The 24,822-nt window shown below is 71.8% G+C and carries 21 protein-coding genes; 11 read left to right on the top strand and 10 right to left on the bottom strand.

The features are described from left to right. Nucleotides 1-99 precede the first annotated feature (99 nt). Complete coding sequence (locus ABD951_RS09050) at nucleotides 100-1,068, top strand: sigma-70 family RNA polymerase sigma factor (RefSeq protein WP_345343756.1); 969 nt, start codon at nucleotides 100-102, stop codon at nucleotides 1,066-1,068. Nucleotides 1,069-1,247: 179 nt separating this feature from the next. Here ABD951_RS09050 and ABD951_RS09045 read toward each other — a convergent pair whose 3' ends face one another. Together ABD951_RS09045 and ABD951_RS09040 are read right to left on the bottom strand one after the other, a co-directional pair. After that, nucleotides 1,248-3,929 (bottom strand): bifunctional acetate--CoA ligase family protein/GNAT family N-acetyltransferase, encoded by a 2,682-nt coding sequence (locus tag ABD951_RS09045; RefSeq protein WP_345343754.1) that lies wholly within the window; start codon nucleotides 3,927-3,929, stop codon nucleotides 1,248-1,250. Beyond that, the gene (locus tag ABD951_RS09040; protein WP_345343751.1) at nucleotides 3,922-5,202 is read right to left on the bottom strand and encodes an acetoin utilization protein AcuC; all 1,281 of its coding nucleotides are present in this window, start codon (nucleotides 5,200-5,202) and stop codon (nucleotides 3,922-3,924) included. Before ABD951_RS09040 ends, ABD951_RS09045 begins: the two co-directional genes overlap by 8 nt. 138 nt (nucleotides 5,203-5,340) lie before the next feature. Between ABD951_RS09040 and ABD951_RS09035 the strand changes: the two genes are divergently transcribed. The 3 genes from ABD951_RS09035 to ABD951_RS09025 all read left to right on the top strand — a co-directional run bounded on the left by ABD951_RS09035 (nucleotide 5,341) and on the right by ABD951_RS09025 (nucleotide 8,155). After that, nucleotides 5,341-6,027, top strand: a complete 687-nt coding sequence (locus tag ABD951_RS09035) for an iron-dependent transcriptional repressor DtxR (RefSeq protein ID WP_345343964.1) — start codon at nucleotides 5,341-5,343, stop codon at nucleotides 6,025-6,027. A 6-nt stretch (nucleotides 6,028-6,033) separates the two neighbouring features. Next, complete coding sequence (galE, locus tag ABD951_RS09030; RefSeq protein ID WP_345343749.1) at nucleotides 6,034-7,020, top strand: UDP-glucose 4-epimerase GalE; 987 nt, start codon at nucleotides 6,034-6,036, stop codon at nucleotides 7,018-7,020. A 112-nt stretch (nucleotides 7,021-7,132) separates the two neighbouring features. After that, nucleotides 7,133-8,155, top strand: coding sequence for a phosphatidylinositol-specific phospholipase C (locus ABD951_RS09025; protein ID WP_345343747.1), 1,023 nt, complete (start codon nucleotides 7,133-7,135; stop codon nucleotides 8,153-8,155). 27 nt (nucleotides 8,156-8,182) lie between these two features. Here the strand turns inward: ABD951_RS09025 and ABD951_RS09020 are convergent, their stop codons facing one another. Together ABD951_RS09020 and ABD951_RS09015 are read right to left on the bottom strand one after the other, a co-directional pair. Beyond that, nucleotides 8,183-9,253: a DUF4192 domain-containing protein gene (locus ABD951_RS09020; RefSeq protein ID WP_345343745.1), complete on the bottom strand. Its 1,071-nt coding sequence runs from the start codon at nucleotides 9,251-9,253 to the stop codon at nucleotides 8,183-8,185. A 106-nt stretch (nucleotides 9,254-9,359) separates the two neighbouring features. Next, the gene (locus ABD951_RS09015) at nucleotides 9,360-10,067 is read right to left on the bottom strand and encodes a sensor domain-containing protein (RefSeq protein ID WP_345343743.1); all 708 of its coding nucleotides are present in this window, start codon (nucleotides 10,065-10,067) and stop codon (nucleotides 9,360-9,362) included. A gap of 253 nt (nucleotides 10,068-10,320) precedes the next feature. Between ABD951_RS09015 and ABD951_RS09010 the strand changes: the two genes are divergently transcribed. From ABD951_RS09010 to ABD951_RS08985, 6 genes are all read left to right on the top strand, one after another. Next, complete coding sequence (locus ABD951_RS09010) at nucleotides 10,321-11,277, top strand: proteasome assembly chaperone family protein (RefSeq protein ID WP_345343741.1); 957 nt, start codon at nucleotides 10,321-10,323, stop codon at nucleotides 11,275-11,277. Nucleotides 11,278-11,393: 116 nt separating this feature from the next. Beyond that, nucleotides 11,394-12,431: an alpha/beta fold hydrolase gene (locus ABD951_RS09005; RefSeq protein ID WP_345343739.1), complete on the top strand. Its 1,038-nt coding sequence runs from the start codon at nucleotides 11,394-11,396 to the stop codon at nucleotides 12,429-12,431. 53 nt (nucleotides 12,432-12,484) lie between these two features. Further along, the gene (locus ABD951_RS09000) at nucleotides 12,485-14,989 is read left to right on the top strand and encodes a DEAD/DEAH box helicase (RefSeq protein ID WP_345343737.1); all 2,505 of its coding nucleotides are present in this window, start codon (nucleotides 12,485-12,487) and stop codon (nucleotides 14,987-14,989) included. Then, nucleotides 14,986-16,428 (top strand): amidohydrolase, encoded by a 1,443-nt coding sequence (locus ABD951_RS08995; RefSeq protein WP_345343735.1) that lies wholly within the window; start codon nucleotides 14,986-14,988, stop codon nucleotides 16,426-16,428. Before ABD951_RS09000 ends, ABD951_RS08995 begins: the two co-directional genes overlap by 4 nt. Before the next feature lie 262 nt (nucleotides 16,429-16,690). Further along, a complete protein-coding gene (locus ABD951_RS08990; RefSeq protein ID WP_345343733.1) occupies nucleotides 16,691-16,852 on the top strand; it encodes a hypothetical protein in 162 nt (53 codons plus the stop codon). A gap of 296 nt (nucleotides 16,853-17,148) precedes the next feature. Next, nucleotides 17,149-18,648: a multicopper oxidase family protein gene (locus ABD951_RS08985; protein WP_345343962.1), complete on the top strand. Its 1,500-nt coding sequence runs from the start codon at nucleotides 17,149-17,151 to the stop codon at nucleotides 18,646-18,648. Between the two features lie 12 nt (nucleotides 18,649-18,660). Here the strand turns inward: ABD951_RS08985 and ABD951_RS08980 are convergent, their stop codons facing one another. Next, nucleotides 18,661-19,095, bottom strand: a complete 435-nt coding sequence (locus tag ABD951_RS08980; protein WP_345343731.1) for a DUF5997 family protein — start codon at nucleotides 19,093-19,095, stop codon at nucleotides 18,661-18,663. 32 nt (nucleotides 19,096-19,127) lie between these two features. Here ABD951_RS08980 and ABD951_RS08975 point away from each other — a divergent pair, with 32 nt between their 5' ends. Then, on the top strand, nucleotides 19,128-19,871 hold the full coding sequence (locus tag ABD951_RS08975) for a LysR substrate-binding domain-containing protein (protein WP_345343729.1): 744 nt from the start codon (nucleotides 19,128-19,130) through the stop codon (nucleotides 19,869-19,871). Nucleotides 19,872-19,934: 63 nt separating this feature from the next. Here ABD951_RS08975 and ABD951_RS08970 read toward each other — a convergent pair whose 3' ends face one another. The 5 genes from ABD951_RS08970 to ABD951_RS08950 all read right to left on the bottom strand — a co-directional run bounded on the left by ABD951_RS08970 (nucleotide 19,935) and on the right by ABD951_RS08950 (nucleotide 24,737). Next, nucleotides 19,935-21,131, bottom strand: a complete 1,197-nt coding sequence (locus ABD951_RS08970; RefSeq protein ID WP_425569799.1) for an acetyl-CoA C-acyltransferase — start codon at nucleotides 21,129-21,131, stop codon at nucleotides 19,935-19,937. Nucleotides 21,132-21,142: 11 nt separating this feature from the next. Continuing rightward, nucleotides 21,143-21,457 (bottom strand): hypothetical protein, encoded by a 315-nt coding sequence (locus ABD951_RS08965; protein WP_345343725.1) that lies wholly within the window; start codon nucleotides 21,455-21,457, stop codon nucleotides 21,143-21,145. Continuing rightward, nucleotides 21,454-22,683, bottom strand: coding sequence for an acyl-CoA dehydrogenase family protein (locus ABD951_RS08960; RefSeq protein ID WP_345343723.1), 1,230 nt, complete (start codon nucleotides 22,681-22,683; stop codon nucleotides 21,454-21,456). Before ABD951_RS08960 ends, ABD951_RS08965 begins: the two co-directional genes overlap by 4 nt. 446 nt (nucleotides 22,684-23,129) lie before the next feature. Beyond that, nucleotides 23,130-23,726, bottom strand: coding sequence for a TetR/AcrR family transcriptional regulator (locus ABD951_RS08955; RefSeq protein WP_345343721.1), 597 nt, complete (start codon nucleotides 23,724-23,726; stop codon nucleotides 23,130-23,132). Nucleotides 23,727-23,813: 87 nt separating this feature from the next. Further along, nucleotides 23,814-24,737, bottom strand: coding sequence for a hydrogen peroxide-inducible genes activator (locus ABD951_RS08950; protein WP_345343719.1), 924 nt, complete (start codon nucleotides 24,735-24,737; stop codon nucleotides 23,814-23,816). Nucleotides 24,738-24,822: the final 85 nt, after the last annotated feature.

Genomic DNA, 24,822 nt, shown 5'->3' with positions numbered 1-24,822 from the left:
ACCCGCAGGTCAGCGGCGATGTGACGCAGGTCGCTCGGGAACTTTGCCTGGTGGCGCGGCGTTGAACCTCATGAGAGACCACCGATGAGGAGGCAGGTCATGACGAGCCCCACCACCCGCCGCGCGCAGCCCACCGCCGAGGATCTGGACGCCCAGTCCCCGGCAGCCGACCTGGTTCGCGTCTACCTGAACGGGATCGGACGCACCGCGCTGCTGACCGCCGCGGACGAGGTCGAGCTCGCGAAGCGGATCGAGGCGGGCCTGTATGCCGCGCACGTGCTCGAGAACGGCAAGCGACTGACCGCCACCAAGAAGCGTGACCTCGCGGCGCTGGTCCGGGACGGCGAGCGGGCGCGCAGCCACCTGCTGGAGGCGAACCTGCGCCTGGTCGTCTCGCTCGCGAAGCGCTACACCGGTCGCGGGATGCCGTTGCTGGATCTGATCCAGGAGGGCAACCTCGGGCTGATCCGGGCGATGGAGAAGTTCGACTACGCGAAGGGTTTCAAGTTCTCCACCTACGCGACGTGGTGGATCCGGCAGGCGATCACCCGCGGCATGGCCGACCAGTCGCGCACGATCCGGCTACCCGTCCACCTCGTCGAGCAGGTCAACAAGCTGGCCCGGATCAAGCGGGAACTGCACCAGCAGCTCGGCCGGGAGGCGACGGACGACGAGCTGTCGGCCGAGTCGGGCATCCCGGCGGCGAAGATCGCCGACCTGCTCGACCACAGCCGGGACCCGGTGAGCCTGGACATGCCGGTCGGCTCCGACGAGGAGGCTCCGCTCGGAGACTTCATCGAGGACTCGGAGGCGACGTCCGCGGAGAGCGCCGTGATCGCCGGCCTGCTGCACAGCGACGTCCGCAGCGTGCTCGCCACCCTGGACGAGCGCGAGCAGCAGGTGATCCGGCTGCGCTACGGCCTCGACGACGGGCAGCCGCGCACCCTCGACCAGATCGGCAAGATCTTCGGACTCTCCCGCGAGCGGGTCCGGCAGATCGAGCGTGAGGTGATGAGCAAGCTGCGTCAGGGCGAGCGGGCCGATCGTCTGCGCGCCTACGCCAGCTGACCCGACCACCCGATGGACCGGTGGACGGCGGCCGTCCAGGTCCCTCGTCCACCCCCCGCGCCGGCCGATCCAGCGCTCCTCCCCCCTCAGGAGCATGGATCGGCCGGCGCGCGTGTGTCCGGACCCGACCGCCGCAACCGACGCGGCCCCCGGGCCAGCAACCGACGCGGTCCCCGCGTCTAACGCAACCGACGCGGTCCCCGGTCTACGGGGCTGGGTTCGGGGCCGATGCGGACCCGCGCGTCGGTCAGCTCCGCGCCCGTCGGGCTCGCCAGCACCGGCTCGCACACCAGCTCTCGGACCTCCGGCAGGTCGTCGCCGAGCGCGGACACCCGCTGCACGAGGTCGACGAGCGCGGCCTTGTCGACGGCCGGGGCGCTGCGGTAGCCGGACAGCAGCGGCGCCGCCTTCGGGGCGTCGATCAGCTCGACGGCCTCGTCCTCGGTGAGCGGCAGCACCCGGTACGCCCGGTCGCCGAGCAGACCGGAGATCAGTCCGCCCAGACCGAACGAGATCAGCGACCCGAACGACGGGTCGTCCTGCATCCCGACAGCGCAGCCGATGCCCTTCGTGGCCATCTTCTGCACGTACAGCAACGGATCCCCGGACGCGGCGGCGAGGTCGCGGTAGGCGCGGCGCACGGCGTCGGCGGTGTCGAGGTCCAGGCGCACCCCGCCGAGGTCCGGCCGGTGCCGCCACTGTTCGCGGGTCGCCTTCACCGCGACCGGGTAGCCGAGCGCGTCCGCGGCGGCGACGGCCTGCTCCTCGTCGGACGCCGCCGCGAACTGCGCGATACCCACCCCGTAGCAGGCGAGCAGTTCCGCGGCCTCGAAATCGGTGAGCCAGCGGCCCTCTCCCCCGGCCTCCTCGAGCCAGCCGTGCACGAGCTGCCGGGCCCGGTCGGTGTCGATCCGCTCCGGCCGCACGACGTTCGAGACGGGCTTCTCCCGCCACTGCGCGTACCGCCAGCCGCGGGCCAGCGCGAGGGCGGCCCGTTCCGGGCCCGGATAGGAGGGCACCGAACCCCGTGCGGGGTTGCCGTCGGGCCCGAGCACCGCGAGGACGTCCGGAATACCCTCGGCGGCCAGGAATGTCGTGACGATCGGCTTGTCGTAGTCGCGGGCGGCGTCGCGCAGCGCCTTCGCGTACGGCTCCGGGTCCATCGCGACCGGCGGGACGAACACCGCGATCACCGAGTCGGTGTCGGGGTCCTCGATCGCGGCGCTGACGGCGCCCGCGAACTGTTCCGGTGTGGCCTGCGGGCCGAGGTCGACGGGGTCGCCGACGACGAGTCCCTCGGAGCGGGCGGCGTCGGCGGCCAGCACCCCGAGGGCCGAGGAGTTCCCGACGACCGCGAGGCGTGGTCCCGCGGGCAGCGGCTGGTACCCGAAGAAGACGGCGCAGTCGAAGAGCTGCGCGATCGACCCGACCTGGATGACGCCTGCCTGCTCGAACAGGTCGGAGACGATCGAGTCGTCGATCTCGACGCTGGTGGCCTTGAGTGCGGGCGGGACGGCGTGCCGTCCGGACTTCACGGCGACGATCGGCTTGGTGCGGGCGACGCGGCGCGCGATCCGGGAGAACTTCCGCGGGTTGCCGAACGACTCCAGATACAGCAGCACGACCTCGGTGTCGGGGTCGGTGTCCCAGTACTGCAGCAGGTCGTTGCCGGAGACGTCGGCGCGGTTGCCCGCGGAGACGAACGTGGACAGCCCGAGGCGGCGGCGGGCGGCCTCGTCGAGGATCGCGATGCCGAGGGCACCGGACTGGCAGAAGAAGCCGACCTTCCCCGGGTGCGGGAGCACCGGGGCCAGGGTCGCGTTCAACTGCACCGCGGGGCCGGTGTTCGCGACGCCGAGCGCGTTCGGCCCGACCAGCCGCATGCCGTGGGCTCGGGCGGCGTGCACGAGCCGGCGCTCGGCAGCGACGCCGTCGGGGCCGGTCTCGCTGAATCCGGAGGAGACGACGACGAGGGCCTTGACGCCCTTGGCGAGGCAGTCGTCGAGGACCGCGTCGATCGACTCCGCGGGCACCGCGACCACACCGAGGTCGACGTCGTCGGGGATGTCGCGGACGGAGGCGTAGGCGCGTACCCCGCGCACCGACCGGTGTTCGGCGTTGACCGGGTACACCGGTCCGGTGAAGCCCGCGCCGAGCAGGTTCCGCAGCACCGCGTTGCCGACCTTCGCGGAGTCGCTGGACGCGCCGATCACCGCCACCGACTGCGGGCTGAGGAGGTTGCGCACGCTGCGCGCCTCCGCGGCCCGCTCCCGGGAATTGCGGACGGTCAGCAGCGCCTCGGTCGGGTCGATCGCGAACTCGAGCCGGAGCACACCGCCCTCGAAGCTGCGACTGACCTGGTAGCCGGCCTCCCGGAACACGCTGACCATGTTCCGGTTCTCGGCGAGCACCTCCGCGACGAACATCGTCAGCCCGTTCTCGGCGGCCGCGCCGGCGAGATGTTCGAGGAGGATCGGCCCGAGCCCTCGGCCCTGGTGTTCGTCGGCGACGACGAACGCGACCTCGGCGGACTTTCCGTCGCCGACGTCGAGGAGCCGTTCGTACCGTCCGACCGCGATGATCTCGTCGCCGAGGATGCCGACGAAGGCGACCCGGTTGTGGTGGTCGACGGTGCTGAAGTGCACGACGTCGCGTTGCGACATCGTCGGATACGGCCCGAAGTACCGCAGGTAGCGGGTGCGCTCGGACAGCTTGGCGTGGAACGCGACGAGCCGGTCGGCGTCGTCGGGGGTGATCGGACGCAGGTGCACCACGCCGCCGTCGGAGGCGAGGACGTCCGCGAGCCAGTGCGCGGGAAACGGCGGCCGCAGCGGCTGCGGGGTGGAGTCGGGGTCAGTCACGGGGGTCCTCCGGGTCCAGGCCGAGCAGCGGGAAGGTGGCCCTGCGGGTGGCGATGATCGCGGCGTCGACGCGCACCAGCGCGCGGTCCATCGCGGCCACCCCGGTTTCCGGTGTGCCGCCCGGGCCGTCCCACGGCTGGTAGTCGACGACCCCGCCGTCGCTCATCGTGGTAGGCAGGTCGACCGCCGGCGCCATCGCGGCCACCCGCTCGCGCCAGGACTCGGGGACCGCGGCACCGGGATCGAGGTCGCGATCCAGCGCGGTCGCGATCAGATGCGTCCACGCCCGCGGAACGACACGGACCAGTCCGTATCCGCCGCCGCCGACCGCGATCCAGCGACCGTCGGCGTAGCGGTCGGCGAGCTCGCGCATCGCCCGGAACGCCGCCCGCTGACCGTCGACGGTCAGGCTCAGGTCGGCGAGCGGGTCCTCCCGGTGGCTGTCGACGCCGCACTGACTGATCACGATCTGCGGCCGGAACGCCGCGACCGCGGCCGGAACAATGGCGTGAAATGCCCTCTGCCACACCGAGTCCACCGTCCCGGGCAGAACCGGCACGTTGATCGCGGTGCCTTCGCCCGCACCGGAGCCGACCTCACTGGACCAGCCGGTGTTGGGCCACAACGTCGCCGGGTGCTGGTGGATCGACACCGTCAGGACCCGCGGGTCGCCGAGGAACGCGTGCTGGACGCCGTCGCCGTGGTGGGCGTCGACGTCGATGTAGGCGATGCGGTCGAATCCGTTGTCCAGCAACCACGAAATGGCGATCGCCGCGTCGTTGTACACGCAGAAGCCGGACGCCCAGTCGGCCATCGCGTGGTGCATGCCGCCACCGATGCTGACCGCCCGGCGGGTACGGCCTGCGGCGACCTCGCGGGCCGCGGCGAGGGTGCCGCCGGCGAGAATCGCACTGGCCTCGTGCATCCGCGGGAAGATCGGGTTGTCCTCGCTGCCGAGTCCGTGCGGGGCGGCGTCACCCTCGGCGCGGGCGTCGGCGAGACCCTGGACCGGCCCCTCCCCGGCGGCCTTGACCGCCGCGATGTAGCCGGGGGTGTGGATCCGCAGCAGTTCCGCGTCGCTCGCCGCCTCCGGCCGGACGATCTCCGCGCCCTCGATCAGACCGAGACCCCGTGCCAGCGACATCGTCAGGTCGAGGCGCGTCGGATTCATCGGGTGGTCCGCGCTCCACCGGTAGTTCAGGTAGTCCGGACTCCAGACGACGACGCCGTCGGAGCGGCGCCCGGGAGTGACGGGACTGGACGTGTCGGCCATGTGCGCCACGCTACTGGCGGCGACCGCGCGGACGCGAGCGGCACGCGCGCTCGCGTGGTGCGCACCGCCCGTGTTCCCGTGCAACAACGATTCCCCGGGTCAGCCCGGTAGAATCGAGCGAGACGAAGGGGCGTGAGCGTGAAGGATCTGGTCGACACCACGGAGATGTACCTCCGGACGATTTACGACCTTGAAGAAGAAGGTGTTGTTCCGCTGCGTGCTCGGATCGCCGAGCGCCTGGAGCAGAGCGGACCGACCGTGAGCCAGACCGTCGCCCGCATGGAGCGGGACGGACTGCTGACGGTGGCCGGTGACCGGCACCTGGAGCTGACCGACAAGGGCCGCGATCTCGCGATCGCCGTGATGCGCAAGCACCGGCTCGCCGAACGACTGCTGGTCGACGTGATCGGCCTCGACTGGGACCAGGTGCACGCGGAGGCGTGCCGCTGGGAGCACGTGATGAGCGAGGATGTCGAGCGCCGGCTGGTGCAGGTGCTCAACAACCCGACCACCTCCCCGTACGGCAACCCGATTCCGGGTCTGGCGCAGCTCGGCCTGGACCGGACCCCGGACAACGGCGAACCGCTGATCCGGCTGACGGAGGTGCCTGCCGGGCAGCCGACGGCGGTCGTCGTGCGCCGGCTCGCCGAGCACGTCCAGTCCGACCCGGAGATCATCGGCCAGTTGCGCGACGCCGGCGTGGTGCCGGACGCGCGGGTCACGGTCGAGACCCGTCCGGGATTCGTGACGATCACCGTGTCGGGCCACGACGGCGTGGACCTGCCCGCCGAGATGGCGCACGCGGTCCAGGTCAAGCAGGTCTGATCGCCGGTGCGGCTTCTGGTCACCGGCGGTGCCGGTTATGTGGGCAGTGTGTGCGCGACCGTGTTGCTCGAACGCGGTCACGAGGTGGTCGTCGTCGACGACCTGTCGACCGGGAACGCGGATGCGGTCCCCGGCGGCGCCGAGTTCGTCGAGGGCGACGTCGCCGCGGTCGCGGGCCGGGTGCTCGGCGACGGCCGCGGGTTCGACGGGGTGCTGCACTTCGCGGCGCAGTCGCTGGTCGGCGAGTCGGTGCTGGAACCGGCGAAGTACTGGCAGGGCAATGTCGTCACGACGCTGGCACTGCTGGAGGCGATGCGGCAGGCCGGCACCCCGAAGTTGGTGTTCTCGTCGACGGCCGCCACGTACGGCGAGCCCGAGCGCACGCCGATCACCGAGGACGACCCGACCCGGCCGACCAATCCGTACGGCGCCACCAAGCTGTCGATCGACCACGCGATCACCTCGTACGCCACCGCGTACGGGTTGGCGGCGACGAGCCTGCGGTACTTCAACGTCGCGGGCGCCTACCGCGGGGCGGGCGAGAACCGGGTCGTGGAAACACATTTGATTCCGCTGGTGCTGCAGGTGGCACTCGGTCAGCGCGAGAAGATCTCGGTGTTCGGCACCGACTGGCCGACCCCGGACGGCACCGCGGTGCGCGACTACATCCACGTGCTCGACCTCGCAGACGCGCACCTGCTGGCACTGGACCAGGCGGTCACCGGGACACACTCGATCTACAACCTCGGCAGCGGAGCGGGTTTCAGTGTCCGCGAGGTGATTTCGGCGTGCCGTCGGGTGACGGGGCTGCCGATCACCGCCGAGGACGCGCCGCGCCGGGCGGGCGACCCGGCCGTGCTGGTCGCGTCGAGCGAGAAGGCGATCCGTGAACTCGGGTGGCAACCGCAGCACACCGATCTCGACGAGATCGTCGCCGACGCGTGGACGTACCTGCAGGAACTCGGGGACCGCTCGCACGCGGCCAGGCGCTGACGCCGATTCCGCCCGCGACGAGGGGCAGGCGTGCCATGCTGCCCCTCGTCCCGAGCGGGACTCGGCGCGGCCGCCGGGCCGCTCTCCCGTTCGCAGGTGAGGTGTCCCCCCGATGCTGTTGTCCCCCGGCCTCCGTCGGCGCTGCCGCGGCGCGTTCGTCGGTCTCGTGATCACGGCCGCGGTGCTGCCGGCGCCACTCGCGTCCGCGGCATCGGCCGGGCCGTTCACGGGTTCGCTCGATCCGGGCTCGAGCACGGCGTCGCAGGCACCCAGCGGACTGGCGGACGCGAACAACGCCGACTGGATGTCCGCACTGCCGGACGACGTCGCACTGCCGGCCCTGTCGTTGCCCGGCACCCACGACACGATGGCCTCGCGGGCGTCGGTGTTCGCCGAGACCCAGGACACCGATCTGCCCACCCAGTTGCGGGCCGGTGTCCGCGCCCTCGACATCCGCACCCGGCACTTCCGGGACGCGTTCCCGATCCATCACGGCGTCGAGTACCTGGACGCGAACTTCACGGACGTGGTCGTGCAGGTGACCGACTTCCTGCGGGCGCACCCGTCGGAAACGGTGGTGATCCGGCTCAAGGAGGAGTTCACACCCGCGGAGAACACCCGCAGCTACGAGGACACCCTCGACTGGTACCGGTCCGGCAATCCGGAGACCCGGGACCGGCTGCAGCAGCACCTGTGGCAGCCGGCGTCCACCGGCTATCCGCGACTGGGCGCGGTCCGCGGAAAGATCGTCGTACTGCGCGACTTCGCGGCCGAACGCTGGACCGGGCCCCGCTTCGGGGACGCGAGCATGGACGTGCAGGACACGTACGAGTTGTCCGGGCTCGCAGACGTCGAGCGCAAGTGGGGCCTGGTCCGCGCCCAGTTCGAGGACGCCCGCGCCGGCTCCCCGGGCCTGCTGTTCGTCAACCATCTGAGCGCCACCGGCAGCCCGGCGGGCATGGCCACCGGCACGCTGCCGGTGACGGTGGCCCGGGGCGTGCCCGGCACCCCCGGGATCCTCGACCGCGCCGAGGCGTACCTGCGGTCGGAACCGGCCGGCCGTGTCGGGATCGTGATGGCCGACTTCCCCACCGCGGCGCTCGTCGAGTCGGTGATCGCCCACAACTTCCGGTGACGCCGCCGCGGGCGACTCGACGCCCGCTCACGCCGCGGCCACCGGCGGCAGCGTGACCCCGAGGTCCGCGGCGATGCCGCGGCCGGTGTGGGCGAGGTCGACGATCGCGTCGGGCCGGACGCCGCCCCGCAGGGCCGCGTCGAGCAGCCCGGCGAGCCGGTGCCGCGGGTCGGCGGCGAGGGCGGCGGCGAGCGCGACCCCGGCCATCGGCCCGTCGCCACGGGCGTAGGCGCTGAACGCCAGCAGGGTCGCCGGGTCGGCCCGGGACCGGCCGGGCAGTGCGCGGGTCATCTCGACCCACGCCTGCTCGACCCCGTCCGCCTCGGCGGTCACTGCGAGCCCGAGCATGCAGTCGCGGACCACGAGGTTCTCGAGGGCCACCGCGATCGCGGCGACGTCCTCGTCGGCGAGCGGGCAGGCGGCACCCCGGCCCGCGACGCGCGCGAGCACGAATTCGAGGGCGGCGCGGTTGCCGCGTGGCACCGTCCGCGACGACGGGTGCCGGGCCGTGGCGAGCAGTCGGGCCATCCGGCGCCGATCCGCGTGGCCCCGCGGACGCAGGAGGTGTTCGAGTTCGGCGCGCGAGGTGCGTATCTGGCGGCCCCGGAGCACCTGCGCCGCCGCGACCTCCGACGCCCTCGGGTCCGCGACCACGCCGCACCTCGGGTCGCCGAGCACTCCCCACCAGGGTCGGCCCGCGTCGATGCCGGTGGTCGCGTACGCCGCGACGAGCGGGACCCCGACCTCGGAGAGGCACGCACCGAGGCAGTCGAGCGGGGCGTCCACGACCGGCACGCCCGGGGCGCGATCGTCGTCCAGTGCAGCGGTTCGGTCGTCCACGACCACGGCGATCACCGCGTCGCAGTCCGCGCCCTCGCAGACCAGCGCCATCCGATCGAGGGCGACGTGGTCGCCGGTCGTGAGGGCGCCCTCCGGGAGGTCGTGGCGCATCACGGTCCGGATGACCGACGGTGTGCCGCCGAGGCAGAGCGCCACCAGGGACCGGTGCGGCCGGAAGCCGAGGAGCGCGGGGATCGCCGCGATCAGGTCTGCGGGGTCGCTGATCCGGACCGACTGGTTCGGGTGCATGGTTGCCATGCACGTACCGTCCCCGACGGCACCGTCGTCACCGGGCGGTCGGCGGCCGGATTCGCCCGCCCTGTGGACGAATTCGCGCGCGGTCCACAGAACCGCCCGAGGGCCTTCACCTTCCGGCCGCGTTGACCTTCCCGACCGCCTCGGTGAACACCTGGTCGAGTGCCGCCCCGTCCGGCTTGCCGTCCCCGAACGTCATGTAGGTCGCGGAGATGCGCACGTCGTGAACCTGACCGAAGAGCCGGAGCATCGACTGCGTGACCTTCGCGGCGGCGTCTCCGGAGGTGACGGTCTGCCGCACCGCCATCGTGTCGTCGGCGTTCAACGGCGGCGCGGGCAGCAGTGTCGTGGTGACCTTCGCGGTGGCGCCGTCCTTGGTGGTGGTCACCGCGCTGCATTCGCGGATCTCGGCCTCGCGGGTCGACAGCGGTTGGTCGACCCGGGTCAGTTCGACGGAGATGGTGGCGCGCGCGGCGTTGTCGGTACCGACGATCATCGCGGTGGCGTCCGGCCCGAAGCTCTGGGCCGGCGGCTTGCATCCCGCCGGGTCCACCTTCGCGCCGGCCGGGATGCCGTCGAGATCGGCGGCGGCCTGCTCGATCGCCTGTTCCGGCAACACGATCGCCTGGTAGGGGGCGGGGAAGTCCGCGGGTGTGAGCAGCATGGACGTCAGCGGCGCGGCGATCCGTTCGGACGCGGCCGCGGCGGCTCCCCCGGAACCACCCGACGGTTCCGCGACACCGGACACCGTGGACGAACAACCGGCCGCGAGCAGGGCCACGGCGGCGGCACCGGCCGTGAGAAAGCGGCGTGTCAACGAAGGTCCTCCTGTTCCTCCGGGGGCGCAGTCGGCGTGGCCGCCGCGTGTGCCCGTCGACCCCAACTCTGCCAGGTCGGGACCGGATCGGGCGACGAGGCCGGCCGCGCGTCGCGGGCGGGGGCGCGGGGGAATGAACCCCGCACGCGGGCACGTTGACCGTAACGACAGTGCGTGCGCGGAACCGGGGGTGGCGCTCGCCGTGGGCCGGTGAGGGACACTGGTCCACAACGAAGACGCGAAGGGGTTCACGATGGACGAGCAGTCGAGGATGTACGAACTGGAGTTCCCGGCACCGGTGGTGTCCGCGCAGGACGGCCGCGGCCCGGTCCTGGTGCACGGGCTCGAGGGCTTCTCCGACGCCGGTCACGCCGTCAAGCTCGCCACGACGCACCTGCGCGAGAGCCTCGAAACCGAACTGGTCGCCTCGTTCGCGGTGGACGAGCTGATCGACTACCGCTCGCGCCGGCCGACGATGACGTTCAAGTCGAACCACTTCACCGACTACGACGCCCCGGAACTGAACCTGTACGCCCTCCGGGACACCGCGGGCACACCCTTCCTGCTGCTCGCGGGCATGGAACCGGACCTGAAGTGGGATCGCTTCACGACCGCGGTGCGGCTGCTGGCCGAGCAGCTGGGGGTGCGCCGCACGATCGGCATGAACTCGATCCCGATGGCGGTGCCGCACACCCGGCCCCTGGGGGTGACCGCGCACTCGTCGAACCCGGACCTGGTCGGCGAGAACCAGGGCTGGCCCGGTGACCTGCGCATCCCCGGCAGCGCGTCGTCGCTGCTCGAGCTCAGGATGACCCAGCACGGTCACGAGTCGATGGGGTACTCGGTGCACGTTCCGCACTACCTGGCGCAGGCCGACTACCCGGCCGCTGCGGAGACGCTGCTCGAGCAGGTCGGCGAGATCGCCGAGCTGCAGCTGCCGCTGGCCGCGCTCGGCGAGGCGGCTGCCCGCGTCCGCGAGCAGGTCGACGCCCAGGTCAACGGCAACGAAGAGGTCGAGGCCGTGGTCAAGGCCCTGGAACGGCAGTACGACACCTACGTGACCGCACAGGAACGGCAGGCCAGCCTGCTGGCCACCGAGAACGACCTGCCCAGCGGCGAGGAGCTGGGTGCGGAGTTCGAGCGCTTCCTCGCACAGCTCGACGGCGAGGGCGGAGGAAACGACACCGGCAGCGGCGAGCACGAGCTGTGAATCCGTTTTACAGTTATCCGGCGCGTACAGGAGTTCATCTATACGATCGTCCAACATCATCGCTCGATAGGTCGGCCAACGAAAGTTCCACGGCCGACGGACGACAGGAGTGAACCATGGGTGGTGGCCGTTCTCGTGCACTGCGCACGGTGCCGGACACCGAGCCGCGGCTCGAGTTCCGGACCATTCACGGATACCGGCGCGCCTTCCGGATCGCCGGTGGCGGCCCCGCCCTGCTCCTGATCCACGGAATCGGTGACAACTCCTCCACCTGGAACGAGGTCATCCCGCACCTGGCGAAGAACTTCACGGTGATCGCGCCGGACCTGCTCGGGCACGGCCGCTCCGACAAGCCGCGGGCGGACTACTCGGTCGCCGCGTACGCGAACGGCATGCGCGACCTGCTGACGGTCCTCGGCTTCGAACGCGCCACCGTGGTCGGGCACTCCCTCGGCGGCGGTGTCGCGCTGCAGTTCGCCTACCAGTTTCCGCAGATGATCGAGCGGTTGGTGGTCGTCGCGCCGGGCGGCGTCACCCGGGACGTCAATCCGGCTCTGCGATTCGCGGCGACGCCGATCGCGAACGAGGCGCTGCGGCTGCTGCAGGTGCCCGGCGCCGTCGAACTGCTCGGTGTCCTCGGACAGGTCGCGGACCACCTGTACCGGGGTCCGTTCAAGAACGTCGACATCTTCCACGACGCCCCCGACCTGGTGCGGGTCATGCGCGATCTGCCGGACCCGACCGCACGGGAGGCCTTCCTGCGGACCCTGCGGGCGGTGGTGGACTGGCGCGGCCAGGTCGTCACGATGCTCGACCGCTGTTACCTGACCGCAGACCTGCCCGTCCAGATCATCTGGGGCGACAAGGACTCCGTGATCCCGGTCCGGCACGCCCACCTCGCGCACTCCGCGCTCCCCCATTCCCGGCTGGAGATCTTCCCCGGCAGTGGCCACTTCCCGTTCCACGACGACCCGATCCGCTTCCTGCAGGTCGTCGAGGACTTCGTCGCGACGACCCGGCCGATGGAGTTCGACCCGACACGCTGGCGCGAGACCCTCGTCAACGGCGTCGGCGAGGCGGAGATCACCGGCACCAGCGCCACCCGTGAGGCCGTGCTCGACGCGATGGGCGCCGACGAACGCAGCGCCACCTGATGCCCGGCGCCACCAGCGGTCGCCGCGACACCGCGCTCGCATAGCCTGTATCGGTGCTGCTCTCCGATCTGGTTCCCGACTCCCCCGACGCCGACACTCTCTTCGACGCCTTCGCCGGCTGGGCGTCCGGCCGCGGCCTGACGCTGTACCCGGCGCAGGAGGAGTCGCTGATCGAGATCGTCTCCGGGGCGAACGTCATCCTGTCCACCCCGACGGGGTCCGGGAAGTCGATGGTCGCGATCGGTGCACACTTCGCGGCCCTGGCGGACGGGCGGCGCACCTTCTACACCGCCCCGATCAAGGCCCTCGTGAGCGAGAAGTTCTTCGCGCTGTGCGAGGTGTTCGGAGCCGAGAACGTCGGCATGATGACCGGTGACGCGTCGGTGAACTCGTCGGCACCGATCGTCTGTGCGACCGCGGAGATCGTCGCGAACCTGGCGTTGCGGCAGGGCGCCGACTCCGACATCGGACAGGTCGTGATGGACGAGTTCCACTACTACTCCGAGCCGGACCGTGGCTGGGCGTGGCAGGTGCCGTTGATCGAACTCCCGAACGCCCAGTTCCTGTTGATGTCCGCGACGCTCGGCGACGTCTCGTTCTTCCGCGACGACCTGACCCGCCGCACCGGTCGGCCCACGACCGTCGTCGGGGGCACGGAAAGGCCGGTGCCGCTGACGTTCTCGTACGCGAAGACGCCGATCGGCGAGACCATCGAGGAGCTCGTCACCACCCACCAGGCGCCGGTGTACGTCGTGCACTTCACCCAGGCCGCCGCACTCGAACGCGCGCAGGCGTTGACGAGCGTCAACATGTGCAGCAAGGAGGAGAAGGCGGCGATCGCCGACGCGCTCGGCGGATTCCGCTTCACCACCGGTTTCGGCAAGACGCTGTCCCGGCTGGTACGGCACGGGATCGGCGTGCACCACGCAGGCATGCTGCCGAAGTACCGGCGCCTGATCGAGCGACTCGCACAGGACGGCCTGCTCAAGGTCATCTGCGGCACCGACACCCTCGGTGTCGGCATCAACGTCCCGATCCGCACGGTGCTGATGACCGGCCTGACGAAGTTCGACGGCTCCCGCACCCGGCACCTGCGCGCCCGCGAGTTCCACCAGATCGCCGGCCGCGCCGGCCGCGCCGGGTACGACACGATGGGCACCGTCGTGGTTCAGGCGCCCGAGCACGAGATCGAGAACCACCGGCTCGTCCTCAAGGCCGGCGACGACCCGAAGAAGCTCAAGAAGATCCAGCGCAAGAAGCCGCCGGAGGGCTTCGTGTCGTGGGGTGAGCCGACGTTCGAGCGACTGGTCGCCGCGTCCCCGGAGCAGCTGACGTCCCGGTTCCGGGTGTCGAACTCGATGCTGCTGAACGTGATCGCCCGACCCGGCAACTGCTTCACCGCGATGCGGCACCTGCTCGAGGACAGCCACGAGCCGCGGCCGCAGCAGCGCAAACACATCCGCCGCGCGATCGCCCTGTACCGCGGACTGCTGCAGGCCGGGATCGTCGAACAGCTCGACGGGCCCGACGAGAACGGCTCCTGGGCGCGGCTGACCGTCGAGCTGCAGCGTGACTTCGCGCTGAACCAGCCGCTGTCGCCGTTCGCGCTCGCGGCGATCGAACTCCTCGACGCCGACTCCGTCACCTACGCCCTCGACGTGGTGTCGGTGATCGAGTCCACCCTCGACGACCCGCGGCAGATCCTGATGGCGCAGCAGCACGCCGCCCGCGGCGAGGCCGTGCAGCAGATGAAGGCCGACGGCATCGAGTACGACGAGCGGATGGAACTGCTCGAGGACATCACCTGGCCGAAGCCCCTGGAGGAGTTGCTCGTTCCGGCCTTCGAGACGTACCGCGGCGGGCACCCGTGGGTGTCGGAGTTCGCGCTGTCCCCGAAGTCGGTGGTGCGGGACATGATCGAGAAGACGATGACGTTCGCCGAACTCGTCAGCCATTACGGACTCGCCCGCTCCGAGGGCCTGGTGCTGCGGTATCTCGCCGACGCGTACCGGGCACTGCGGCAGACCGTTCCGGAATCCTCGCGCACGGAGGAACTCGACGACATCGTCGAGTGGCTCGGCGAACTGATCCGGCAGGTGGACTCGAGCCTGCTCGACGAGTGGGAGCAGCTGACCAACCCGGGCGTCGAATCCGACGACCAGCAGGTCGCGTTCGGCGCCGACATCCCGCGTCCGGTGACGGCGAACGTGCGCGCGTTCACGGTCATGGTCCGCAACGCGATGTTCAAGCGGGTCGAGCTGGCGTCGCGGCAGCGCTGGGACCTGTTGGCCGCGTTGGGCGACGGGCTCGAGGAGCAGGACTGGTCGGAGCTGATGGAGCTGTACTTCGACGAGTACGACGAGATCGGAACCGGACCCGACGCCCGCGGCCCGCAGCTGTTCGCGGTGTCGCGGGAACCCGAACTGTGGCGCGTGCGGCAGACGATCGCCGACCCGAACGGGGATCACGGCTGGGCGCTGGTCGGCGAGGTGAACCTGGCCGAGTCCGACGCCGCCGGTGAGGTCGTGTTCGACGAGTTCGAGGTGGTCGAGGGGTGAGCGGCGGGTTGCTGCGAGGCGCACGACTCGCGCCGGGTGAGGCGCCGGTCGATCTCCCCGTTTCCGACGGCGTCGTCGGTGGGGACCGCGGCGGCGAGCCCGTCGACCTGGGTGGCCGCCTGGTGCTGCCGGGGTTGTGGGACAACCACGTCCACTTCGACCAGTGGGCACTCGCGCAGGCGGGTCTGGACCTGTCGTCGGCGACGTCGGCCGCGCACGCGGTCCGGCTGATCGGCGAGCACCTGCCGACCGCCGACACGGACGTGGTGATCGCGCACGGGTTCCGGGACGGGTTGTGGCCGGACTCCCCCACCGCCGGTCTGCTCGACGCGGTCGCAGCGGACCGGCCGGTGGTCGCGCTGAGCGGTGACCTGCACAGCGGCTGGTTCAACACCGCGGCGCTGCACCGGTTCTCGCTCGCCCCGCACGAGACGGGGCTGCTGACCGAGACGGAGTTCATGCCGATCATGAACGACGTGCAGCAGGTGGATCCCGCGGTGCGCGGCCGGCGGGTGGATGTGGCGGTGCGGGCCGCGGCGGCGCGTGGCGTCGTCGGGGTGACGGATTTCGAGATCGCCGACAACCGGGCGGTGTGGGCGCGGCGGATCGCCGCGGGCACCGACCGGCTGCGGGTGCGGTGCGGCATCTGGCCGCAGTGGCTCGACGCCGCGCTCGCCGACGGGGTCCGCACCGGCGACGTGCTCCCCGGAACCGAGGGGTTGGCGACGGTCGGGCCGCTGAAGGTGATCGTCGACGGGTCGCTCGGCACCCGGACCGCGTACTGCCACGACCCGTATCCGGGCGGCGGTCACGGGGTGCTCTCCGTGTCCCCGGAGCACCTGGACGACCTGATGGGTCGGGCGGGGCGGGGCGGGCTCGAGACCGCGATCCACGCGATCGGCGACCGGGCCTGCGAGCAGGTGCTGGCCGCGTTCGCCGCCACCGGGGCTCGTGGATCGGTCGAGCACGCACAGCTGGTGGCGGAGCGGGACTTTCCCCGCTTCGCGGAGCTGGGTGTGGTGGCGAGCGTGCAGCCGGCGCACGTGCACGACGACGTCGACCTCGCCGAGGCCTACTGGCCCGGCCGCACCGGCCGGGCGTTCCCGTACGGCACCCTGCTGTCCTCGGGGGCGTCGTTGGTGCTGGGCTCGGACGCTCCGGTGGCGCCGCTGGACCCGTGGCTGACTCTCGCCGCGGCCGTCGACCGCACCCTCCCCGACGGCCGCGTCTGGCACCCCGAGCACGAGATCCCGTTCGACATCGCCCTCGCCGCGTCCACCGGCGGCCGTACGCGGGTCCGGACCGGCGACGTCGCCGACCTGGTCGTTCTCGACACCGACGAGATCCCCTCCACCGGAGCCGAACTCGCCACGACGCCGGTGTGGGGCACGATGCTGGCGGGCCGATGGACGGCGGGCGGACCCGGCGCCGATGGGTGACGTCAGCATGACACCGACGACGCCCGCACCGCCGCACTCTCCGTAGCCGGGGAACCGCGTCTCCGATGGTCCGCGCCTTTTCACGGCAGGACCCCGGGTGCGGCGATGCGCCGCCTCGATCTGCATGTCGCGGTGACCGGTGCGGGGCAACCGGTGTCGCCCTTCCACGCGTTCAGCCCTTCCCGCACTGCGATTGCCGCGATGCCGAGGCCCGCGATCGGGTCGGGTCTATCGGGAATTCCGCGCATCCAGGCCGTGCCGAATGACTCGGATCGCCTGGTGGCTCGATTCTGCGGCGTCGATCGGCTGGAGCGTCACCCTGGTCACGGCGTTCGCCGTGCACACCATCGCCACCGGACGGGTCCTCTGGCCGCACCGCCGGCAACGCACGAGGTCCGTCGAGGACATCGAGTTCTGCCCGTAGACCGCGGCGACGCGACGGGTGGCCCGCGTTGCGCGCGGCGGCGGCCGGGATCTCGGGCGCGGCACCGCGGATGCGCCGCGGCCCACGCAGGAGGTGGTGGCGTCACGGACCTCGGGAGCGGGAGCCCAGGATCAGTCGGGGTGTGCGGGCCCGTGCTTCCTGCTCGGTTCTACGCCGTACGGGGTGGATTCGTGTGCCGGGCGTAGCATCAGCCGGCAGGTATGTCGGTCTTGTCCGAGCCGCCGGCACCCGGCGGCGCCGCGTGAGGAGCCGGGACCATGCCAGATCCGAACGCGATGTGGGGACGGGCGCCGCGGCGCGACGGGCGACCCGGGTGGGATCTGTCCCGGCGGCGGTTCCTGCAACTCGGGCTCGGGGCGTCCGCGCTCGGCCTCGTGGCGGCGTGCTCGTCCACACGAAGCGGCGGCGAGGCGACGGTGGGTCCCGATTCGCCGCAGGTCGGCGACTTCGCCTCCGCCGAGGAGCAGCGGTTCCCCGCCGGCGGCCGGGTGACACGGACGGTGGTCGCGGCACCGGCCGACGTCGACCTTGCCGGGATCCGCGACACCGCATGGCTCTACGACGGGCAGCTGCCCGGTCCGGTCCTGCGCGCCGACGTCGGCGACCGGGTGCAGATCCGCTTCCGCAACCAACTGCCCGACCCGACCACCGTGCACTGGCACGGTCTGGCGATCCGCAACGACATGGACGGGGTGCCGGACGTCACGCAGCCGCCGATCCCGGTGGGCGCCGAGTTCGTCTACGAGTTCGTCCCACCCGACCCGGGCACGTTCTGGTACCACACGCACGGCGACCTCCAGCGTGGCCGCGGACTGTACGGGGCGCTGATCGTCGACGACCCCGCCGCGCCCGCCGACCACGACGCCGAGTTCGTCGTCGTGCTGTCCGACTGGCTGACCGGGTCGACCCCGACACAGATGTACGACCGGTTGCGCGGCGGGTCCATGGAATCGTCGCCGATGACCTCGACCGCGCTCGGGGGTGACGCGGGCGACGTCCGGTACCCGCTGTACCTGCTCAACGGCAGACCGCCGGCCGACCCGGCGGTGTTCACCGCGACCCCCGGTCAGCGGGCGCTGCTGCGCATCGTCAACGCGTCCGACGACACCGCGTTCCGGGTGGCGCTCGGCGGACACCGGCTCACCGTCACCGGATCGGACGGCTTCCCGGTCGAGCCGGTCCGCACCGGCTCCGTCCTGCTCGGGATGGGCGAACGCTACGACGCCGTCGTCGCCCTCGGTGACGGGGCGTTCCCACTGGTCGCGGCCGCTGAGGGCAAGGGGGCGCAGGCGTTCGCGATGGTCCGCACGGGCGGCGGCGCTCCACCCGACCCGGCGGCGTCCCCCGACGAACTGCGAGCGCCACCGCTGACCGTCGCCGACCTGCGCGCCGCCGCCGCGGTCCAGCTCCCGGCACGGGACCCGGACGTCACACTCGGCGCGTCACTCGGCGGGAACATGGAGACCTACACCTGGACCGTCAACGACCGGGCCTACCCGACGTACACACCGCTGACCGTGGGGTCCGGCCGGCGGGCACGGATCGTGTACACCAACACCACGAAGATGTACCACCCGATGCACCTGCACGGGCACACGTTCGCCGTTGCCCGGCCCGGCGGGACCGGCCCCCGCAAGGACACGGTCATCGTGCTGCCCGGGCAGACCATCGCCACCGACTTCGACACCGACAACCCCGGCCAGTGGATAGTCCACTGCCACAACGACTATCACCTCGCCGCGGGGATGGCGACGATCGTCTCCTACCGGAGCTGACGCGGGTGGGTCTCAGTCCTGCGGACGCAGGATCGGCTTCGCGTTGCGCTGCTTGCGGTTCGACGCCTCCCGCTTGGCGATCTGCTGCTCGCGGATTCGCTTGTCCTCCTTGCGGACCTCGACGAGGCTGGCGCGCTCGGCGACGAGCCAGTCCGGCTGGTCTGCGAGCAGGGCGTCGATCTGCTCGGTGGTCAGCGCCTCGGCGACGCCGCCGCGGGCCAGGCCGGCGATCGAGACGCCGAGCTTGGCGGCAACGACGTTCTTCGGGTGCGGGCCGTTGGCGCGCAGGTCCTGCAGCCACTGCGGCGGGTTGGTGCGCAGCTCGGCGAGCTCCTCACGGGAGACGACGCCGTCCTGGAACTCGGCCGGGGTGGCCGCGAGGTACACGTCCAGCTTCTTCGCGGCGGTCGCCGGCTTCATCGTCTGGGGTGTCTTCTGCGCACTCATGGGTCCAGCGTATCGACCGGTAACCTGACGGGATGACCGAGCCCGCTGCACCGTCCCCGTTCCGGCTCGCGTACGTGCCCGGCGTCACCCCCGCCAAGTGGGTGCGGATCTGGGGCGAGCGCCTGCCGGACGTCCCGCTCGAGCTCGTCACGGTGACCGCCACCGACGCACCGGCACTGCTGCGCGAGGGCGGCGCCGACGCCGGGCTCGTGCGGCTGCCGATCGACCGGGACGGGCTGAGCGTGATCGCGCTGTACGAGGAGACCCCGGTCGTCGTGGTGCCGAAGGACCACGTGATCACCGCCGCGGACGAGGTGTCGACGGCGGACCTGGCGGACGAGGTGGTGCTGCACCCGCACGACGACATGCTCGACTGGGCGACCCGGCCGGGCACCGCGGCACTGCACCGTCCCGACACGACCGCGGATGCGATCGAACTCGTCGCCGCCGGCGTCGGGGTGCTGGTGGTGCCGCAGTCGCTCGCGCGGCTGCACCACCGCAAGGACCTGACGTACCGCACCGTCGCCGACGCGCCCGTCTCCCCGGTCGCGCTGGCGTGGCCCGCGGGTGCGACGACCGATCTGGTGGAGGAGTTCGTCGGCATCGTGCGCGGGCGCAGCGTCAACTCCTCCCGCGGCCGCGGCGCCCCGGAACCGGCACCGAAGCGCACCGCGTCCCAGAAGGCGGCCGCCAAACGCGCGTCCCGTGCCGAGGCCGGGAAGGTCCCGACGCAGCGGAAGCCGAAGTCCGGCAAGGCGAAACGCGGCCGGCGCTGACGCGCCCGTGAGTGGCCTTCACGCCGATTCAGGGTGAGATCACTCACGGGCGGCGCAGCCGCACTACACGGACAGGATCATCGCGATGCCCTGACCGCCACCGCCACACAGTGCCGCGGCACCGGTGCCGCCCCCGGCCGCCTTCAGCGAATGCGCCAGCGACAGCGCGATCCTCGCGCCGGACATGCCGACCGGGTGCCCGACCGCGATCGCGCCGCCGTGGATGTTCACCTTGTCGGCGTCGACGCCGAGCTGCCGCATCGACGCGATCGCGACACCGGCGAACGCCTCGTTGATCTCCAGCAGGTCGAGGTCGCCGACGGTGGTCTCGCCGTCCCGCTTCAGCGCCGCCTCGATCGCGTTGGCGGGCTGGTGCAGTAGCGAGGTGTCCGGGCCGGCGACCAGCGCGTGCGCCCGGATCTCGGCGAGCCACTCGATCCCGCGGGCCTCGGCGAGATCCTTGCGCATCACGACGACCGCGGCCGCGCCGTCGGACAGCTGTGAGGACGCACCGGCGGTGATGGTGCCGTCCTTCGCGAACGCCGGGCGCAGCCTGCCGAGCGACTCGGCCGTGGTCTCGGCGCGGATGCCCTCGTCGGAGGCGACGGTGACGGTGCCCTTACGGGAGGTGATCTCGACGGGCGCGATCTCCCCGGCGAACGCCCCGGACTCGGTCGCGGCGGCGGCCAGCCGGTGCGAGCGGGCCGCGAACTCGTCCTGCTCGTCGCGGGAGATGTTCTCCGACGCCTGGTAGCGCTCGGTGGAGGCACCCATCGAGATGCCGTCGAACGCGCAGGTCAGGGCGTCCCGGTCGAGGGCGTCCTCGAATCCGGTGGAGCCGTACTTGAGACCCTGCCGGGCGCCGCGCACCAGGTACGGGGCGTTCGTCATCGACTCCATGCCGCCGGCGACGACGACGTCGGCGGCGCCGGTCGCGATCAGCCGGTCGGCCTGCATGATCGCCTCGAGGCCGGAGAGGCAGAGGTTGTTGACGGTGGTCGCCGGGACGGTCATCGGCAGGCCCGCCGCGACCGCCGCCTGCCGCGCCGGGTTGGGTCCGACACCGGCCTGCACGACCGTGCCCATCACGACGGCGTCGACACCGTCGACGCCGACGCCGCTGCGCTCGACGGCCGCCGCGATCGCGCGGCCGCCGAGGTCCGCCGCGGTCAGCGACGCCAACGCGCCCGACAGCTTGCCGATCGGGGTCCGGGCCCCCGCCACGATGACACTGGTGCTCACGACTGCTCTCTCCTTCATCCGGTTGATGCTCAGGTGTCCGCGAGGCCGCTGAATCTGCCCCGAAGGTCCAGTTTGACGATCTTCCCACTCGGGTTCCTCGACAATTCGTCCAGGACCACGACGAATGTGGGCACCGTGTCCCCGGCCGGCGCGGCGCGGCAGTGGGCGATCACGTCCGCCGCGCGCCGGGTCCCGGCGCGGTGCACGACCGCGGTCCTGGTCGGGTGCCGCGCAGCGGATCGCCGCGGAATGTCGCCGAGCGACGGGCTGCGCACGGCGCCGATCGGACCACCGGTCGCGGTTGCGTTCCCGGCCCGTCGCTTCCCGAAGCGCGTCGCGTTCATCCGCGTACCTCCCGCAGGACCGGCGCGGCGGCGAACTCGGCGCGCGCGAGCGAGCGCCGGTGCACCTGGTCGGGGCCGTCGGCGATCTGCAGGAACCGCGCGTGCGCGTAGAGCATCGCGAGCGGTGTGTCCTGGGACAGTCCGGCGCCGCCGAAGATCTGGATCGCGTCGTCGACGACCTTCTTCACGGTCGACGGGACGAGGACCTTCGCGGCGGCGATGTCGTGGCGGGCGGCCTTCGCGCCCTCGGCATCCATCCGCCACGCCGCGCGCAGGACCGTCAGCCGGGCGGCGTCGACCGCGATCCGGGCGTCGGCGACGGTGGCCTGCACGACACCCTCCTCCGCGAGTGGACGACCGAACGCGACGCGGGTGCGGGCCCGCGCGGTCATCAGCGCGATGGCACGCTCCGCCGTGCCGATCAGGCGCATGCAGTGGTGGATGCGGCCCGGGCCGAGCCGCGCCTGCGCCACCGCGAATCCCTTCCCGCGCGGGCCGAGCAGGTTGCCCTTCGGCACCCGCACCCCGTCGTAGACCAGCTCGCCGTGCCCGCCCTCGTGGCGATCGTCGAAGCCGAGCACCGAGGTCGAGCGCACGACGGTCAGGCCCGCGGTGTCCATCGGCACCAGCACGATCGAGTGCCGCGCCCCGGCCGGCGCATCGGGGTCGGTGACGCCCATGACCATCGCGACCCGGCAGTCGTCTCGCAGCGCGGCGGTGGTCCACCACTTGCGGCCGGTGAGCACCCACTCGTCGCCGTCCGCGGCGATCTCGAGACGGACGTTGTTCGCATCGGAGCCGGCGGCGTCCGGTTCGGTCATCGAGAAGCAGGACCGGATCTCGCCGTCGAGCAGCGGAGTCAGCCACTGCTGCTTCTGGTCGGGCGTGCCGTACCGGGCGAGCAGCTCCATGTTGCCGGTGTCCGGCGCGCTGCAGTTCAGCGCTTCGGGAGCGATGGCCGGGCTCCACCCGGTCAGCTCCGCGAGCGGCGCGTACTCGAGGTTCGTCAGGCCTGCTCCCCCGCTCTCGGGGAGGAAGAGGTTCCAGAGGCCCTGCCGCTTCGCCGACGCCTTCAGGTCGGCCATGATCGGCGGCGCATCCCACCGGTCGGGCCGGCTCGCCAGCTGCTCGGCGGCGATCGCCTCGGCAGGCAGCACCCGCTCCTGCATGAAGGTGGCGAGCCGGGACTGCAGGTCCACGACCTTCGGGCTGTACTCGAAATCCATTGCGACAACTCCTTGTTCGACGCGTGCGGCGTCGGTGACGACGTTCGGGGACCGCGGCCCGGGGTGGCCTCACCCTGCGCGCACCGGGCGGCGATGCCCCCACGGCCACCGCGATCCCGACGTCCCGCGAACACGACGAACCGCGCCTCCGGTCATGCTGCCGAACGCTCGTTCGGCCGTGATGAATGCATACCGGCCACGATCGGGACGTGTCAACAGTGCGCCCGATTGATCACAAAATTGCAGCTGTTGGCCAAAACCGGACACAGACCTCGACCGCGCGGCCCGAATCGGTACCCGATCGCTCGTTCGTCCGTTGGCCGTTCGACGATCGGCGGCCGCCGGCCCGTCGGCCCGTCGGCCACCCGGCGGGGACCCTCGGCGCCGACCACGACCGGGCCGAGGATGGGCCGGTTCGGCGCCACCCGGCCTCCTGCCCGCGGGGATCAGGCGGTCGGTTCGACCATCGCCAGCGCGAGGGCCGCGTAGCGGTCCGCGAGGTCCTCGGGCGTCAGTTCGCCGTCCGGCCGCCACCACGTGCACACCGACTGGCCCATGTGAATGATCGCGCGGGCCGCGTCGAGCGGCACGGCGGTCCCGAACGCATCCTCCTCGACACCGCGCGCGACGATGTCCCGGAACATCGACTCCTGCTCGTCGCGCAACGCCACCACGAGGCGCCGCCCCTGGTCGTCGAGGCTGCGCAACTCGGTGGCGCCGACGAGGGCCTCCGACTGACGGGTGGCATGGAACAGGACCCACGCCCGCATCACGGCCCGCAACTGGTCGGCGGGGACACCGCCGGAGCGCAGGAGGGCGCCGCGCGTCATCGCGATCACGTCCTGGAGGGTGCGGATCATGATGTCCTGCAGGATCTCCTGCTTGGACGCGAAGTGGTGGTAGATCGACGCGACGGTGATGTCGGCACCGGCCGCGATGTCGCGCATCGACGTCCCGTGGTAGCCGCGCTCGTGCATGTTCCGCAGTGCCGACTCGAGGATCACCCGTCGTCCGCTGCCGTTCACGGCCACCTTCCCACTCACGGCGTCACCGTACCGCCGCAGGCCGCGCGACGTCGGCACCGGCCGGCGACCCCGGGAATCGACACGCGCCGGGGCGCGGCGGCACGATCAGGTCCGCGGGACGCCGGGCGCAACCGACCGGATCAGGTCCGCCAGCCGCTCGTACGCCTCGACGCGACCGCTGGAGGCCCGGAACACCAGACCGACCGTCCGCCCGGGTGCGGGTGCGGCGAAGCGGGCGGTGGTGAGGTCGCCGCGGGCGGTTTCGACCGCGACCGCCGACGCGGGGACCAGCGTCACCCCGAGCCCGCCGGCCACGCACTGGACGACGGTCGTCAGCGACGTCGCGCGGGTGTCCCCGGCGATCGGGTGCGCGTCCACCGACCGGCACAGGTCGAGGGTCTGATCGCGCAGGCAGTGCCCCTCGTCGAGCAGCAGGAGCGGCAGTTCGTCGAGCACGCCGGGGGTCAGGTCGGCGCGTCCGGCCAGCGGGTGCGAGCGCGGTACCACCATCACGAATTCCTCGGTGTACAGCGGTATCTCGGCCATCCCGGCCGCGTCGGACGGCAGTGCGAGCACCGCGACGTCGAGGGCGCCGCCGCGCAGCGCGTCGAGCAGTCGGGCGGTCTGGTCCTCGACCACCTGCGGGGTGACGGCGGGCAGGTCGGTTCGGATCGCGGGCAGCAGCGCCGGCAGCACGTACGGGGCGATCGTCGGGATCAGGCCGATGCGCAGCGGACCGGACAGCGCATGGCCGACCCCCGCGGCGGACACGACGAAACCGTCTGCGGCCTCGAGGATCTGCTTGGCCTGCTCGAGCAGCGCCTCGCCCGCCGTGGTGACCAGGACCCGGCGGGTGCTGCGTTCGATCAGCTGCACGCCGAGGCCGTTCTCCAACGCCGCGAGCCCCTGCGAGAGGGTGGGCTGACTCACGCCGAGACGCGCTGCGGCGGTGCCGAAGTGGCGGCACTCGGCGACCGCGACGAAGGCACGCAGCTGCGACAGTGTGGGTTGATACGCCTGATCGGCCATGCCTATCAGTGTAGCGACATCTATCGCCTTTGCTTTTGAATGGTTGGGGGTCCACCCATCTCCACTCCGGCGGTATCGTTTGACG

This window comes from Rhodococcus olei, assembly GCF_039540555.1.
Taxonomy (GTDB): domain Bacteria; phylum Actinomycetota; class Actinomycetes; order Mycobacteriales; family Mycobacteriaceae; genus Rhodococcus_G; species Rhodococcus_G olei.
Note: the sequence above shows the minus strand (reverse complement) of the source record. Positions and strands in the feature narration are given on the sequence as shown.

Excerpts from the sequence above, each read along its gene's own strand:
- ABD951_RS09050 (WP_345343756.1), top strand. The coding sequence starts at position 100 with ATGACGAGCCCCACCACCCGCCGCGCGCAGCCCACCGCCGAGGATCTG.
- ABD951_RS09040 (WP_345343751.1), bottom strand. The coding sequence starts at position 5,202 with ATGGCCGACACGTCCAGTCCCGTCACTCCCGGGCGCCGCTCCGACGGC.
- ABD951_RS09025 (WP_345343747.1), top strand. The coding sequence starts at position 7,133 with ATGCTGTTGTCCCCCGGCCTCCGTCGGCGCTGCCGCGGCGCGTTCGTC.
- ABD951_RS09020 (WP_345343745.1), bottom strand. The coding sequence starts at position 9,253 with ATGGCAACCATGCACCCGAACCAGTCGGTCCGGATCAGCGACCCCGCA.
- ABD951_RS09010 (WP_345343741.1), top strand. The coding sequence starts at position 10,321 with ATGGACGAGCAGTCGAGGATGTACGAACTGGAGTTCCCGGCACCGGTG.
- ABD951_RS09005 (WP_345343739.1), top strand. The coding sequence starts at position 11,394 with ATGGGTGGTGGCCGTTCTCGTGCACTGCGCACGGTGCCGGACACCGAG.
- ABD951_RS08990 (WP_345343733.1), top strand. The coding sequence starts at position 16,691 with ATGACTCGGATCGCCTGGTGGCTCGATTCTGCGGCGTCGATCGGCTGG.
- ABD951_RS08985 (WP_345343962.1), top strand. The coding sequence starts at position 17,149 with ATGTGGGGACGGGCGCCGCGGCGCGACGGGCGACCCGGGTGGGATCTG.
- ABD951_RS08980 (WP_345343731.1), bottom strand. The coding sequence starts at position 19,095 with ATGAGTGCGCAGAAGACACCCCAGACGATGAAGCCGGCGACCGCCGCG.
- ABD951_RS08975 (WP_345343729.1), top strand. The coding sequence starts at position 19,128 with ATGACCGAGCCCGCTGCACCGTCCCCGTTCCGGCTCGCGTACGTGCCC.
- ABD951_RS08970 (WP_425569799.1), bottom strand. The coding sequence starts at position 21,131 with ATGAAGGAGAGAGCAGTCGTGAGCACCAGTGTCATCGTGGCGGGGGCC.
- ABD951_RS08965 (WP_345343725.1), bottom strand. The coding sequence starts at position 21,457 with ATGAACGCGACGCGCTTCGGGAAGCGACGGGCCGGGAACGCAACCGCG.
- ABD951_RS08960 (WP_345343723.1), bottom strand. The coding sequence starts at position 22,683 with ATGGATTTCGAGTACAGCCCGAAGGTCGTGGACCTGCAGTCCCGGCTC.
- ABD951_RS08950 (WP_345343719.1), bottom strand. The coding sequence starts at position 24,737 with ATGGCCGATCAGGCGTATCAACCCACACTGTCGCAGCTGCGTGCCTTC.